A 13,482-nucleotide genomic window follows, 5' to 3' on the forward strand; every position below is an offset into this window, starting at 1 on the left:
GACAGGCGGTCCCGGAGAGCTGACGGGCGTTCCGGGGAGAGCTGACGGGCGGTCCTGGGAGACCTGAGCCCCGGAGAGCCTGCGGGCCGCCCGGTCAGTCCGCGCGGGGGATGCGCTCCAGGATCCCCCCGGCGAAGACGTCGTAGAGGCCGGTCGGCTCCAGGTGGACGTAGCCGATGTGGCAGTCGCACAGGGCGGCCGGGCAGGCCCTGGCCGCCGGACGGAACGTCCCGTCATAGAGGTTGCCGAGGACGTCCGGGACGAAATGGCAGCGCCGTACGGTGCCCTCGCCGTCCACGGAGATCACGCTGTCCCCCGTACGGCAGGGCTGCCCGGCGCTGCGGTGCGGCGTGCGGCTGTAGCGGAAGAGGCGGTCGATCGCCGTCCAGTCGGCCGCCTCCGCGTCGGTGTAGGAGTGGCCCTCGGCGGCGTTGACCCACAGATACACCTCGGCGGGCAGGTCGGCCCGGAGCCGCCGCGCGTGGTCCAGGTGATCGGGCAGCCCGACCACGCCGACGCTGAAGCGGACCCCGCGCCCGGCCAGGTCACGGCACTTGGCGAGGAAGCGCCCGTAGGCGACCTGACCGGGGTGGTAGGTCACCCAGAGCGCGAGCGTGCCCAGGTCGGCCTCGGCCAGCCAGCCGGGACGGCAGCTGAAGTTGGTCTGGACGGCGACCCGCCGGACGTGCGGGAGGTGGCTGAGCTCGACCATCGCCCGCCGGTACCACGACCGCACGAGCCCCTCGCCCCAGGGGGTGAACAGCACCGAGACCGGGTGGTCGCGTCCGGCCACCCACGCGGTGAAGCGCTCCAGCGCCGCCCGGTCCCGGCGCAGCCGCCCGGTGTCGTCGCGGCGCTTGGCGAACGGGCAGTAGGGGCAGTCGTAGTCGCAGCTCGCCAGCGGTCCCCGGTAGAGAATGCTCAGGTGGCCGGGGTCCCGCTCGCCTGCGGGCAGGTCGGGGGCGGGCAGGGCGCGGCCGCCGGTCCCCGGAAGGAGGGGGAGGTCACGGCCCGTCGGGCGCTCGGTCATCGCTCCTGGTATCCCGCCATCAGCTCGCGGACCCGGCCGGAGAACAGCGCCGGGCCGATCGCGTCGGAGTGCGCCAGCCCCTCGGCGGTGAGCCGGAGCCGTCCGGCGGCGGGGCCCGGCGGGCGGACCGGCTCCAGCGGCTCCAGCCAGCCCCGGCCGGCCATGCGCTCCAGCTCCTGGCCGAAGTCGGCCGCCGCCTCCGTGCCGAAGCGCTCCCGGTAGGCGGCGGCGTCGAGCCCCTCGGCCCGCAGCAGCGACTGGATCAGATGACGGCGGCGCCGTTCGTCCTCCCCCAGCCGGAACCCCACGTTGGCGACCGCGAACTCCTCGGGTGCGAGCCGTACGTAGCCGTCGATGATCGCGCGTACCTGACCGGCGCCCACCGCGTACTCGTAGGAGTAGTGCAGGCCGGAGGTGTAGGACCGGGCCCCGCAGCCGAGCCCGACCATGCCGTCGCTCTGGCAGTCGTAGCCGGTCGCGCCGGAGGATCCCGGCAGCCGGAACATCCGCATCGACACCTGCTCGTATCCGGCGGCCAGCAGGTGGTCACGGCCCTGCCGGTAGAGGCCGAGCCGGTGGTCGTCCCAGTCGCGGACGCGGCGGCCGAGGCCGGTGAGCGGGCGGACGTACAGCGGGTAGAGGTAGATCTCCTCGGGCCTCCAGGCGAGCGCGGCGTCCAGCGAGTGGCGCCAGGAGCGCTCGGTCTGCCCGTCGATCCCGTAGATCAGGTCGATGTTGAGCGTCTCGAACCCGGTCTCCCTGATGCGGCCGAGCGCCGCCTCGACCTCCTGCCGTCTCTGCGGGCGCACCGCCGCACGGGCCTCGGCGTCGACGAAGCTCTGCACTCCGATGGAGATCCGGGTCGTGCCCCGCTCGGCCAGGACGGCGAGCCGGTCCGCCGTCGCGGTCGCCGGGGAGGTCTCCACCGACAACGGCACGGCCCGCAGGTCGGCGCCGGTGATCCGCTCGGTGAGGTCGAACATCCGGGTGAGCTCGGCGGCGCTCAGGTAGGTCGGCGTGCCGCCGCCGACGGCCGCGGTGACGAACCTCGGCTCCTCCAGGGCGTCCCGTACGGCCTCCGCCTGGCGTTCCAGGGCGTCCAGGTAGGCGGCGACGAGCTCCTCGGGGGCGCCGGTCCGGGTGAACAGGTTGCAGAACCCGCAGCGCATCTCGCAGAACGGGATGTGCAGGTAGAGGAAGAGGCTGCCGAGCGGCTCGGCCGCCCACACCTGCCGCAGCGGCGGGCGCGGCTCCAGCGGCCGGTATGCCGTCTTGTGCGGGTAGGCGTACACGTATCCCTGATAGGGACCCGCGTCGGCCGGGCCGCCGGGGACCGGCCGCGCCGGGGTGCCCACCGGCCCGGGCTCCGCCGTCCCCGGCACCGGACTCCGGTCGGGACTCGCAGTCACCGCCACCCTCCCTGCTCCATCTCGAACTCCCCGTAGGGTACGGTCCAGACGACCTCGTGGCCGATCCGGTGCCCGGTGTATCCGTCTTCGCCGTAGGCGGTGCCGTGGTCGGAACAGACGATCGCGAACCCCGGCCGCCGGCTGCTCATCAGGGCGAAGAGCCGGCCGATGTGCCGGTCGACGTACTCCAGCGCGGCGGCGTGGCTCTCCCGGCTGTCACCGTGCTCGCGGGTGGCGCCCGGCAGGTGGTGCCAGTTGGGCTGGTGCAGCGCCGACACGTTGACGAACAGGAACACCGGCCCGTCCGTTCCGGCGACCGCCCGCTCGGCGCACTCGATCTGCGCCTCGAACGAGGCCGGCGAGGTGACCCCGAACTCCGGCTCCCAGTGGCTCTCGGCGAACATCCCCGGCAGCACGGCCCCGAGCGGGGTGAGCTTGTTGAAGAACCCCACCCCGCCGACGCAGATCGTGTGGTAGCCGGCCGCGGCCAGCCCGCCGGGCAGGTCGGGCGTGTCGAAGACCCATGTCCCGCCGCCCGTGGTCTCGCTGCCGGGGAAGGCGGCCGCGAAGAGCCGGGGGTGCGGCCCGGGCTCGGCGGGTGTGGGCAGGAAACCGGCGAGGATCGCGGCGTGCGCGGCGTAGGTGAAGCTCGCCGGGCTGTGCCGGCGCTGCCATCGCCCGCCGGGCAGCGCCCTGGCCAGGGTGGGCAGCCGCCCGGCCCTGATCAGCTCGTCGGCCACGTCGTAGCGGAGGGTGTCGAGGGTCACCAGCAGGAGATCATGGCTGCCCACGATCCGGTTCACGTCCCGCACCGCATCCCTCCCGTGGTCGCCGGTACGGCGGGGTGGTGCGCGGCGGCGTCCGGCGCCGCCGTACGGCGTGCGAGGATGGCCCGGACCTGGGCCTCGTAGGTGTTCAGGTGCTCGGCGCCGCCGCCGGGGAAGCCGGTGAGGCGGGGCAGCAGGTCTCCGAAGGCGTTGACCTCGGCCACGGCGACACTCCGCCAGTCGACGCCGATCATCAGGTCGACCCCGGCGGTCAGGCTCCCCGGAAAGCACGACGCCGCCCGGGCGCACGCCCCGGTGACCCGTTCCCAGCCCTGGGGGCCGAGTCTGGTCCTGACCGCGCCGAGATCACCGCGCTCGCCGCCGAGATGCAGGTTCGTCATGGGGGTACGGCTCGCGCGGACGACGGCGTGGGTCGGCGTGCCGTCCACCACGACCACGCGCAGATCGATCGTCCGCCCGTCGAGGCCCGCCTTGGGGAACCACCGCTCCACGTGGAGCCCGTCCCCGGCGAGCAGGTCGACGATCGCCGCCACGTCGAGCTCGTCCTCGTAGGAACGCACCCGCAGCGAGTTGTGCAGCCCGTCCGCGGTCAGCTCCGCGGACGTCACCGCCTTGACCCGGTCGCCGGAAGCCTGCAGGGCGATGACGCCGGAGGCCGACGAGCCGTGGGCCGGCTTGACGAACACCCGGCCCCACCCGGCCTCGTCCATCCGCCGGCGCAGCTCCACGTAATCGCCGACCGGCCCGGGAAGCGCGGGCGGCACCGGCACCCCGGCCGCCGACAGCCTCGCGTGGCACAGCCGCTTGTCGAACATCACCGCGATCTCGTCGGCGTCGGAGAGCAGCACGGCCCCGGGCGTCCGCTCGACGGCCCGGCGGATCCGCGCCGTCCCGGCGGTGAAGGCGGCGTGCCAGGCGGCGCCGCCGCCGACCCGGGACGGCTCGCCCGGACCGCGCAGCAGCGCGTCGGCCCCGGCGTCCTGTCCGGGCGACTCGATCCGCACCAGCGTCCCCGGCTGCAGCGGGATGTCCCGGCCCCGCAGCACGGAGGTCCACGGCAGGACGGCGGGCTCCGGCAGGCCGTACCGGACGCAGGCGTCGGCGAACATGGTCACCCGTCGCTCCCCCGGCGTGCCGACGACCGTCAGCGAGGTCATTCGGCCACGGCGACGTAGCGCCAGTCCTCGTCCGGCTCCTCCTGCTCGGACAGGTCGACCTCGACGCCGGTGCCGGCGAAGGCCGCCTCGACGTGCTTGACCATCATGTCGGTCAGGTAGTGGTGGTGCAGGTCCAGGCGCCCGAGGTGGGTCAGCGGCTGGCCCGACAGCAGCGCCTCGGCGCCCTCGTCGGTCAGCGTGCCCATCGACAGGGCCAGCGATCCCAGCCCGGCCACCACCGGCGCCGACGCCACGGCCGCGGCGATCTCGTCCTGGATCTCGCTGTCCTGCAGGCCGAGGTGCCGCAGGGCGGGCAGCCGCTCCCCCGACAGGACCGGCGCGAGATCGGCCACCGTGGCGTCCCCTCCGTAGTCGCTCGTGCCGAGCCACATCTCCAGGTATTCGAGCGCGGGCAAGTCGCTCGCACCGACCGCGCGGACCACCTCGGCCGGCAGCCCGCCCGTCTCGAACCGCAGCACCCTGAGACCGTCGTGCCGGACCGGCCGGAGCAGGAGTCCGGAGCCGCCGCGCACCTCCAGCCGCTCCAGCGACGGGAACGCCTCCAGCAGCGGCGTGATGTCGCTCTGGTTGATCCAGGAGATCTCGCACTCCTCCGACGCGATCGCGCCGAGGAACAGCGAGCGCAGGGCGGGGAAGCGGTCGGCGTGCTCCACGAGAAGACCCACGGCCTGCTCGGAACTGCTCTCGTAGGCGTTTCCCCAGTCGCCGACGATGAGGGCGGGCACCTTCGCCGGGTCCACCACGGTGAGGAAGTGCCGGAAGTTCGTCTCGAACCCGTCGCTCCGCCAGCTCCAGGAGACCCGCCAGGCCGCCGACTCGGGGGCCGGCAGCCCTTCCGGAAGCGCGTCGTCGCATCCGGGGGCCTCGACGACGGGCAGGCCGGCGTAGCTTCCTCGGTTCAGCCTGTTGACCTCGTCGTTGAACTCGCTGTAGTCCATCCTGGCTCCTGTCAGGCGAAACGTGACAGATCACGTCCTACCAGAGATCGCCGACACTTCTGGAATCATGAATCCGCATCAGACGGATGAAACGGTCAGCGATGATTAGGGTTATGGATAACGGCCATATTCGGCTCCGCTCAGCTCAGGGTCGCTGGGTCCTGCTCACCACCGTGCTCGGCTCGGGGATCGCGTTGCTGGACGGCACGGTCGTCAACGTGGCGCTCCCCGCGCTCGGCGACAGCCTCGGGGCCGACATGGCGGGACTGCAGTGGACCGTCAACGCCTACACCCTCACCCTCGCGGGCCTGATCCTGCTGGGCGGCTCGCTCGGCGACCGGTACGGCAGGCGGAAGGTCTTCCTGGTCGGCGTGGTCTGGTTCGCGCTCGCCTCGGCCCTGTGCGGACTGGCGCCCAACGTGGAGACGCTGATCGCGGCCCGGGCGCTGCAGGGCGTCGGCGGAGCGCTGCTCACGCCGGGCTCCCTGGCCATCATCCAGGCGTCCTACGTCCGCGAGGACCGGCCCAAGGCGATCGGCGCCTGGTCGGGGCTGGGCGGGACGGCGGCGGCCGTCGGGCCGCTGCTCGGCGGGTGGCTGGTGGAGACGGCCGGGTGGCGCTGGGTGTTCCTGATCAACCTCCCGCTGGCCGCCCTGGTGGTGGCGGTGGCCGTACGGCACGTGCCGGAGAGCAGGGACGTGGAGGCGAGCGGGCGTTTCGACGTGCTCGGCGCGGTGCTGGCCGCACTGGCGCTGGCCGGGGTCACCTACGGTCTGATCGGCCTGCGGCCGGTCCCGATCGCGGCCGGCGTCCTGCTGGGCGCGGCGTTCGTCTGGCTGGAGATCCGGCGCTCGCCCGACGCCCTGGTGCCGGTCGGGGTCTTCTGCTCGAAGGTGTTCACCGCGGTCAACGTCGTCACGTTCGTGATGTACGCCGCGATGAGCGTGGTCTTCTTCCTGCTGGTCGTCCAGCTCCAGGTCTCGGCGGGTTTCTCCCCGACGGTGGCCGGATCGGCGATGATCCCGGTGACGGTCCTGATGCTGCTGCTGTCGTCCTGGGCGGGCGAGCTGGCCAAGCGGATCGGGCCCCGGATCCCGATGACGGCGGGCATCCTGCTCTGCGCCGTCGCGCTGCTGCTGATGTCGAGGATCGGCGTGGGCACGTCCTACCTGGGGGGTGTGCTGGTCCCGGCGGCCGTGTTCGGCCTGGGGCTGTCGGCGGCGGTCGCCCCGCTCACCGCGACCGTGCTGGCCAGCACGGAGGAGCGCTACGCGGGTGTGGCCAGCGGCGTCAACAACGCCGTCGCCCGGACCGGCGGGCTGCTGGCGGTCGCCGCGCTCCCCCCTCTGGTCGGCCTGACCGGCGACGCCTTCAACGACCCGGTCGCGTTCACCGCCGGGTTCCACACGACGATGCTGGTCAGCGCGGCGATGATGGCCCTCTCCGCACTGATCACCCTGCTCGCCATCCGCGAGAACGTCCTGGCCGACTCCCGGCCGCGGATGAGCTGCCCGGTGGAGGCGCCCCAGCAGGGCCGGTGAGAGCCGGCCGTGCGTGTTCCGGAAATCCCCGATTCCGCGTCGCCGGCATCGCCGCGGGCCGTGACATCCGAGCGACCCTCATCGCCGTCAGCGTTCTGCTCGCCGTCGTTCTGGCCCTCCTCCCGATCGCCGGCGGCAACCCGGTCGGGGGCGTGGCCCTGCTGGTCCTGTGGGGTCTGGCCTTCGGCGACGCCCACGTCGAGTCCACTTCCGTGGCCGGCGTCAACCTCATGCACGTCCGTGGCGGACGCATCGTCGAGGCCCTCGGCCACAGCAAGACCCCATGACGCACCGGACCCACCTCTGAGCACCGGACCTACCTCCGAGTGGGTGCCTCGCTCGCCCGGGGGGCTGCTGCTAGCGTGTGCCCGTGTCGAAAACAGACAAGGTGCGCCGTCGCTGAGAGCGGCGGCGCACAACCCCGGTTCTCGCCGTCGCTCCTGACCCCTGGCCAGGAGCGCCCCTGTGGCGCTCGGATCTCCCTTGTTCCGGAGCGCACCCGTGTTCGCCTTGTCTCTTCGTCAACGTCGGCGCGTCCTTGTCGCCGACCTCATCTCCACCGCGGTGTTCCCCCTCGCGATCACCGGCGCGACAGCGATCGTCCCCGATGTGAGCGCGCAGCTGCCCGGTGCGGCTGCCCTGGGTCCGTGGGTCGTCCTCGCCTACAACGGACTCTTCGCCGCAGCCCTGCTGCTGGCGGGGGCGACTGCGGATCGCACCGCCCGCACCCGGTTCTTCGCCGTCGGCAACATCGTCGTCGCGGCCACTGGGGTCCTGTCCGCCTTCGCTCCGGACCTGCTGTCCCTGGTGGCCCTCCGCGCGCTCGCCGGAGTCGGGGCGGCCATGTGCGCCGCCGGTGGATCGTCGATGGTCCTGGCCGTCTACCCGCCGGCGGAGCGGCGCCGGGTGTACGGCTACGCGGGCGCCGTGCTGGGCACCAGTCTGGCGCTGGGACCGGTCGTCGCCCAGGCCCTCATGGCCGTCGGAGGTTGGCCCCTCGTCTTCGTCGTGCCGGGGACTGTCGCCGCCGTCGCGGCCCTGACCACACTCGCGCTTCCGGGTCTCCGCAGCCCCGAGGTGCCCGATGACTTCGACCTTGCCGGCGCCGTCCTCTTCGGGGTGACCATCGCCGCCGTGGTGACCGCACTCGGGCTGGGCCTTGGGACCGGCGTCCCGTGGTGGGGGCCGGTCGCACTCGTCCTCGTCGCGGCGGCCGGCGCCACGGGGCTCGTCCGCGTGGAACGGCGTGCGTCCGATCCCGCGATCCCCGTGGACCTGCTGCGGATCCCCGCCTATCGCGCGTACGCCCTGGCGACGGGTGCCTTCATGGGGATGCTCGTGGTGGGGTTGACCGTGCTCCCCCAGCTCGGCCCTGTCCAGAGCAGAGGCCCGGGCGAGGCGGCGGTCATGCTCAGCCTGCTGACCGTGCCGTCGACGGTCCTTCCGCTTCTCGCCGCGCGGATCGCGCGCCGACGGGCACGGCCGCTGGTGACGACCGCGCTGTTCGCCTGCGCCGTCACCGCGCTCGTCCTCCAGGTCACCGACCATCCCGCTGCTCTCCTCGTCGCGGCCGGGGTCATCGGGCTCTGTCTTGGGCTGACCGAAGGCGTCCCGGACGGGCAGGCACTCAAGTACGTGCCCTCCCAGCGCGGAGGGGCGGGCGCCGCGCTGTTCAGCACGGCGCGGATGAGCTTGGAGACATTCACCCTGGCGGCTGCCACCGGGGTGATGGCGGCCCTGGGCCCCTCGTCCGGAATGGCGGTCGCTGGAGCCGTGTGCCTCGCGGCCGCCCTCGTCGTCCGGCGAGCCGTCCCCTCTCGCGACACATAGTCACGGTCCCGACGCCAGGGGGCGAGGAAGCCGGTGGTGGCTTCAGGACCCCGCCCCGGCTTCGAGCCGGCGGGGTACGGCGCCCGCCCGCAGCCTTCTGAGGTCCGGGGTGTGGTTGTAGAGGGTGCCCGGGGAGACACCCAGCAGCTCGGCGATCGATGTGATCGAGCGGCCGGGTCGGTCAGCAGGTCGCGGGCGGCGTCGATTCCGGGGATGTTCTCCCAGGCGCGACCGCAGCCCCGGAGCTCTGGGCCGGATCACGGTTGCTGTCCGCGGTCGTGACAAGCCGGAGGCGACCGGTTGACCGGATCATTCGGGTGTGTGCCTGGCGCGGTGCAGACGGACCTTCTCGCGGTTGCCGCAGCGCTTCATCGAGCACCACTGGCGCTTGCCCGCGTTGGACCGGTCGACGAAGCGCAGCCCGCACTCGGGACTGGCGCACACGCGCAGCCTCACCCATTCCGCCCCGCCGATCAGGTCGATCACGTCGTGCGCGATCTCGGCCAGCGCCGCCTCCACGGGCTGCTCCGGGGCCGGCCGTACCACGGAAAGGTCGGGCGCGAGCTGCAGCACGGTCGCCTTCCGCCGCGCCGCCCAGCCGTTGACCAGCTCGACGTCGTCGGGCGACGGCGTGCCGGAGGCGCACCGGTGGATCGCCTCACGCAGCTCGCGTGCCAGCGCGAGCTGTGTGCTGTCGGTACGCGCCTCGCGGGCCGGGGCGAGCTGATCGCCGCCGGTGTCCGCCTCGACCAGGCCTGCTGCTGCGAGCCATGCGTCCAGGTCCTCGGGAGTACGCAGCAGCTCCCGGCCCCCGGTCTTGCGGTTGCGGAAGGTGTTGACCAGATCGAGGCTGGGGCGCCCGCCATCCCATACCCAGTCTCTCGGCGACAGCGACTTGTGCATGCTGTAACTATATGATGCAGTTACGGCATGACGGAATCACGGATGGCAGATCTCGACGGCTTGCGGATGCACTATCTGATCGCGGGCGAGGGCCCGCTGCTGGTGCTGCTGCACGGATGGCCTCAGACGAGCCACTGCTGGCGGCATCTCATCCCCGAGCTGGCCGGCGAGTTCACGGTCGTGGCGCCCGACTTGAGGGGATATGGCCTGACCGACAAGCCACGTTCGGGCTTCGACAAACGCACGATGGCGGCCGACATCCGGGCGCTGGTCCACTCGCTGGGCCACACGTCGGTGACGCTGATCGGCCACGACCGGGGCGCGCGGGTGGCACACCGCTACGCGCTCGACCACCCCGGCGAGGTGGACAGGCTGGCCGTGCTCGACATCATCCCGACCCGCGAGATGTGGCGCAGGTTCAACACGCAGACGGGCCTGGCGCTCGGCGCCTGGCACTGGGCCTTCCATCTGCAGCCCGACCTGCCCGAGCGGCTCGCCGGCGCTGACGTGGCGGGCTATCTGGGCCACTTCTTCGAGAAGTGGACGGTACGGCGGGCCGCGCTGGAGGTCGAGGAGTACGTCCGCGCGTTCTCCAGGCCAGAGGCGCTCCGCGCCGGGTTCGACGACTACCGGGCCTCCTTCCCCGACGACGCCGCCCACGACGACGCCGACTGGGACGCGGGCAGGCGGCTGCAGATGCCCGTGCTCGCGCTCTGGGGGTCCAGCGGCCTGCCCGCCGGGGTGCCGGTGCTGGACGTCTGGCGCGACTACGCGCGTGACGTGCGAGGCGCGGAGATTCCCGACTGCGGCCACTTCCTCGCCGAGGAGCGGCCGGACGTGGTGCTGGAGCACCTGCGCGACTTCCTCAAGGCCGGGTAGCCGCCATCACCGCCGGTCGGCAGGCCGTCGACGGCGGTTGGCCTGGTGCGGTCCCGGGCCTGCCGTGAGCGAGCAGGTGCCCGCCTACATGCGAGCCACACCAGAGGCATTGTCCGATCAGCGTGCCATCATACGCCCATGACGATCTTCACAGCGGCGCGGTTTCCCGTGGGCTCCACGGCAATCCGCCGCGACGTCTTCGCCGGAAGAGTATGGACGGCATCGCCTCATCGGGTGGTCGGCGACGATGAGCAGGAGTTGGTGCTGGCCTACTGGCCCGGCATCCAGAGCCTTGCCCCGACCGCCTGGATCGACTGGCTGCAGACCGGTGACAGCGGGGCCCGCAGTGCGGCGATCGCACACCTCGCCGCTCGGCGATGGGAGCTGGGCCACTGGACGTGGCGCGAGACCACCTGGCTCAGCATCCTCACCCCCGGCGCGTACTTCAGCGTCAACCTGTTCTTCACCCATCACCGTCTGGACCGCTGGTACGTCAACTTCCAGCGGCCCTATGCACGGACCCGCGACGGCGTCGACACCTTCGACCTGTTCGTCGACCTCGTTGTGGCACCGGACCTGTCCTCCTGCGCCTGGAAGGACGAAGACGAATACCTTCACGCCAGAAGGCTGGGCATCGTCACCGACGCCGAACACCGCTACGTGCAGGCCGCCCGTGACGAGGCGATGGCGATGATCGAGGGCCGCCACGGGGCGTTCGGGGCCGGGTGGCCCGGCTGGCGTCTCGATCCCTCCTGGCCGCTCCCGATGTTGTCCCCGGCGCTACGGCCGCCTCCGTGATGCCTTGACAGCCGGGATCGGTCATGCCGTCGGCCGCATGCACGCACATGCCTCGGCCGCCGCTACTCCCCAGCGATCGTGGCCTGTGGCTCCAGCCTCGGCGCAAGGAAACCGTGCGAGCGGGCGTATGCCGCGATGTCAGCCGATGTTCGGCTTCTGCTGGATGTCTCTCGATCGGTTACGACGCGACAACGCCTCGTCAGTCGGAGAACGCCGTCGTGGGGCCAGACCGTACAAGAAGATCGTTCTTCGGTGTAAATGACTGTTGGAGTACTGCCCAGCCTGGGGATTCATCGGGACGACGGAGTCACCCGTGGGGGGGTGGGCATTGTCCTTGCGGTCAGGACGGTGAGCGTCAGAGCACACAGCAGAAGCGCGACGAGCTGGCCGGCGTTCACGGCCGCCATGGCCCGGGTGGCCGGATCGACCGCGTCGAAGGTCAGGTCGAAGGCGCGGGCGAGCGTCACGGGCACGATCAGGATCGCCACTGCCAGCGGCAGGCAGGGGGGTCGCCTGGCCGGGCCCCACACACGTACCCCGACGCAGGCCACGCTCGCGACCAGCACCGCCAGGCAGGCCAGTCCCGACTCGCCCAGCCACGGCCATACCCATGACCAGAACCGGAAGTCGATCGTCGGCGCCAGCGACATCGAGCCCAACACGTTCAAGATCACCTGAAGCAGGACGCCGGCGCCGACGGGCAGAGCGGCTACCCGCCAGGGACAGCGTGTCCGTGGCGCATCCCGATGGAATCCGGCCAGCAGCGCCAGTACGGGCACCACGGACAGCACGCTGTGCAGAACCAGGTCCTTGACGCCCCCGTTCGGGAACACGTCCCTGTTTTGGACGATGGGACTGTAAAGCAGCGCGAGAGCGAGCAATGTCAGTGTCCGCGCAGCGCGCGGGCGACCACGGACGAGCAAGACGAAGGCCGTGATCCACAGAAGATGAGTGAGCACCTGCACGATGTCCCACAACCGTTCCGCCGATCCGGCGGCACCGAGGAAGACCTGATAGTCGCCGGACGGCGGGCCGAAGATCCCGTAGAGCTTCAGGACGTCGGCGAGCCAGACACAGCTCATCATCGCCTGGAAGGACAGTCCCAGCACGGCTGTCAGGCGGACCGCCTCACCCCAGACGAGGTGTCTCGGCGCGGCGCCCGCGCCTCCCAGGCGTATGCGGATGGACAGGGCTGCGACACTGGCGATCTCCGACCAGCGCGGCCGAGGGTTGTCGGCGCCGGAGAGATCGCCTGCTCCCTCCAGAAAGGCCCCAACCATCTCCTCCTCCCGCTCGGCGCGATAGGAGACGGGCAACAGCCGCAGCACGCGGCGGTAGCGCTCTTCCAGAAGGCTCACGCCATGCCTCCCGCCTGCCGGGCACGCAGCCGCCGGCGCGCGCTCTCGACGTTTCCAGCCAGCCGGGCGGCTTCCGCCTCCAGGGCACGCACCCCGGACTCGGTGAGCCGGTAGTAGCGACGCAGCCGCCCCTGCCGCACCTCCTCGCGGTCCAGCACCACCAGCTCGTCAGCGACCAATCGGTCCAGCACGCCATACAACGTGCCGATCTTCAGCTGCACCCGCCCGTCCGACAGCTTCTCGACCTCCTGCACGAGCCCGTAGCCATGCCGTGGGGCATCGACCAGCGCGGTGAGGACAAGGAACGCGGGTTCCGTCACAGCTCGTGAGCCCATGTCATTCACCATATATTGGAATACATGATATTAGGGGGGCCGGACCCAGGAAATACGCTGCACCGTTTGCCCGGACAGCAAGGGGCCAGGCAGTTCCGCCGGAATTCCAACGGATATACCCGTCGCATGATCACGTGACGAGGCCGCATGCCAGCCGTATAAATGCGACGAAAGATGCATATTTCGTGCATATGGCGATGCCTCCATGTGTCCGGAACGTTTTTCAGATCACGGTGTCGCGGCCGTGATTCGACGCTGGACAGAACCGATGCACTATCCGGCACGGCGAGATCCCGATAGTGGTGCCGTTGAAAGCGCGCTCTTTACCGGCGGACACACGCTGCTTCACCGGTTCTTCAGAGATGCGGTCGCGGGCGGGCCGTCGGCGGGTCTCCCGGCTGCAGGAATCGCCGGGCGCCGCGCAGGACGGTCCGGAGCCGTCGCCGGGTGGCCGCGCCGTCCAGGCGTACGTCCAGCGGGCCGGGGATGCCGGTG

13 protein-coding genes are annotated in these 13,482 nt (G+C 71.6%); 5 read left to right on the top strand and 8 right to left on the bottom strand.

Features of this window, described 5'->3' with window-relative positions; translation table 11 throughout:
• Window positions 1–94 precede the first annotated feature (94 nt).
• The 5 genes from ACZ6R6_RS40470 to ACZ6R6_RS40490 are packed head-to-tail and all read right to left on the bottom strand — an operon-like array spanning window position 95 to window position 5,343.
• Window positions 95–1,030, bottom strand: a complete 936-nt coding sequence (locus ACZ6R6_RS40470; RefSeq protein ID WP_470102229.1) for an STM4011 family radical SAM protein — start codon at window positions 1,028–1,030, stop codon at window positions 95–97.
• Entirely contained in the window at window positions 1,027–2,385 is a 1,359-nt protein-coding gene (locus tag ACZ6R6_RS40475) for an STM4012 family radical SAM protein (RefSeq protein ID WP_470102243.1), read from the bottom strand. The genes ACZ6R6_RS40470 and ACZ6R6_RS40475 overlap by 4 nt, the downstream gene beginning before the upstream one ends.
• Window positions 2,386–2,435: 50 nt before the next feature.
• Window positions 2,436–3,251 carry an STM4013/SEN3800 family hydrolase gene (locus tag ACZ6R6_RS40480; RefSeq protein ID WP_470102230.1) on the bottom strand — a complete coding sequence of 272 codons (816 nt, stop codon included), beginning with the start codon at window positions 3,249–3,251 and terminating at the stop codon, window positions 2,436–2,438.
• Window positions 3,239–4,384 carry an STM4014 family protein gene (locus tag ACZ6R6_RS40485; protein WP_470102231.1) on the bottom strand — a complete coding sequence of 382 codons (1,146 nt, stop codon included), beginning with the start codon at window positions 4,382–4,384 and terminating at the stop codon, window positions 3,239–3,241. The genes ACZ6R6_RS40480 and ACZ6R6_RS40485 overlap by 13 nt, the downstream gene beginning before the upstream one ends.
• Window positions 4,381–5,343: an STM4015 family protein gene (locus ACZ6R6_RS40490; protein ID WP_470102232.1), complete on the bottom strand. Its 963-nt coding sequence runs from the start codon at window positions 5,341–5,343 to the stop codon at window positions 4,381–4,383. Before ACZ6R6_RS40490 ends, ACZ6R6_RS40485 begins: the two co-directional genes overlap by 4 nt.
• A 113-nt stretch (window positions 5,344–5,456) precedes the next feature.
• Between ACZ6R6_RS40490 and ACZ6R6_RS40495 the strand changes: the two genes are divergently transcribed.
• The 3 genes from ACZ6R6_RS40495 to ACZ6R6_RS40505 all read left to right on the top strand — a co-directional run bounded on the left by ACZ6R6_RS40495 (window position 5,457) and on the right by ACZ6R6_RS40505 (window position 8,714).
• Window positions 5,457–6,884 (top strand): MFS transporter, encoded by a 1,428-nt coding sequence (locus ACZ6R6_RS40495; RefSeq protein WP_470102233.1) that lies wholly within the window; start codon window positions 5,457–5,459, stop codon window positions 6,882–6,884.
• Window positions 6,881–7,171 carry a hypothetical protein gene (locus tag ACZ6R6_RS40500; protein WP_470102234.1) on the top strand — a complete coding sequence of 97 codons (291 nt, stop codon included), beginning with the start codon at window positions 6,881–6,883 and terminating at the stop codon, window positions 7,169–7,171. Before ACZ6R6_RS40495 ends, ACZ6R6_RS40500 begins: the two co-directional genes overlap by 4 nt.
• Window positions 7,172–7,385: 214 nt before the next feature.
• Window positions 7,386–8,714 (top strand): MFS transporter, encoded by a 1,329-nt coding sequence (locus ACZ6R6_RS40505; RefSeq protein WP_470102235.1) that lies wholly within the window; start codon window positions 7,386–7,388, stop codon window positions 8,712–8,714.
• A 309-nt stretch (window positions 8,715–9,023) separates the two neighbouring features.
• Here ACZ6R6_RS40505 and ACZ6R6_RS40510 read toward each other — a convergent pair whose 3' ends face one another.
• Window positions 9,024–9,617, bottom strand: coding sequence for a CGNR zinc finger domain-containing protein (locus tag ACZ6R6_RS40510; protein ID WP_470102236.1), 594 nt, complete (start codon window positions 9,615–9,617; stop codon window positions 9,024–9,026).
• A gap of 42 nt (window positions 9,618–9,659) precedes the next feature.
• On the opposite strand from ACZ6R6_RS40510, the gene ACZ6R6_RS40515 reads away from it, so the two are divergent.
• Together ACZ6R6_RS40515 and ACZ6R6_RS40520 are read left to right on the top strand one after the other, a co-directional pair.
• Window positions 9,660–10,496 carry an alpha/beta fold hydrolase gene (locus ACZ6R6_RS40515; protein WP_470102237.1) on the top strand — a complete coding sequence of 279 codons (837 nt, stop codon included), beginning with the start codon at window positions 9,660–9,662 and terminating at the stop codon, window positions 10,494–10,496.
• 234 nt (window positions 10,497–10,730) lie between these two features.
• Window positions 10,731–11,294: a DUF402 domain-containing protein gene (locus tag ACZ6R6_RS40520; protein WP_470102238.1), complete on the top strand. Its 564-nt coding sequence runs from the start codon at window positions 10,731–10,733 to the stop codon at window positions 11,292–11,294.
• 290 nt (window positions 11,295–11,584) lie between these two features.
• Here ACZ6R6_RS40520 and ACZ6R6_RS40525 read toward each other — a convergent pair whose 3' ends face one another.
• On the bottom strand, window positions 11,585–12,652 hold the full coding sequence (locus ACZ6R6_RS40525; RefSeq protein ID WP_470102239.1) for a hypothetical protein: 1,068 nt from the start codon (window positions 12,650–12,652) through the stop codon (window positions 11,585–11,587).
• On the bottom strand, window positions 12,649–12,987 hold the full coding sequence (locus ACZ6R6_RS40530; protein WP_470102240.1) for a PadR family transcriptional regulator: 339 nt from the start codon (window positions 12,985–12,987) through the stop codon (window positions 12,649–12,651). The genes ACZ6R6_RS40525 and ACZ6R6_RS40530 overlap by 4 nt, the downstream gene beginning before the upstream one ends.
• Window positions 12,988–13,482 lie beyond the last annotated feature (495 nt).

Source organism: Streptosporangium sp. NPDC048886 (genome assembly GCF_055586905.1).

Bases quoted from the DNA above. Each gene is read 5' to 3' on its own strand.
- ACZ6R6_RS40470 (WP_470102229.1), bottom strand. From the start codon at position 1,030: ATGACCGAGCGCCCGACGGGCCGTGACCTCCCCCTCCTTCCGGGGACC.
- ACZ6R6_RS40485 (WP_470102231.1), bottom strand. From the start codon at position 4,384: ATGACCTCGCTGACGGTCGTCGGCACGCCGGGGGAGCGACGGGTGACC.
- ACZ6R6_RS40490 (WP_470102232.1), bottom strand. From the start codon at position 5,343: ATGGACTACAGCGAGTTCAACGACGAGGTCAACAGGCTGAACCGAGGA.
- ACZ6R6_RS40495 (WP_470102233.1), top strand. From the start codon at position 5,457: ATGGATAACGGCCATATTCGGCTCCGCTCAGCTCAGGGTCGCTGGGTC.
- ACZ6R6_RS40510 (WP_470102236.1), bottom strand. From the start codon at position 9,617: ATGCACAAGTCGCTGTCGCCGAGAGACTGGGTATGGGATGGCGGGCGC.
- ACZ6R6_RS40515 (WP_470102237.1), top strand. From the start codon at position 9,660: ATGGCAGATCTCGACGGCTTGCGGATGCACTATCTGATCGCGGGCGAG.
- ACZ6R6_RS40530 (WP_470102240.1), bottom strand. From the start codon at position 12,987: ATGGGCTCACGAGCTGTGACGGAACCCGCGTTCCTTGTCCTCACCGCG.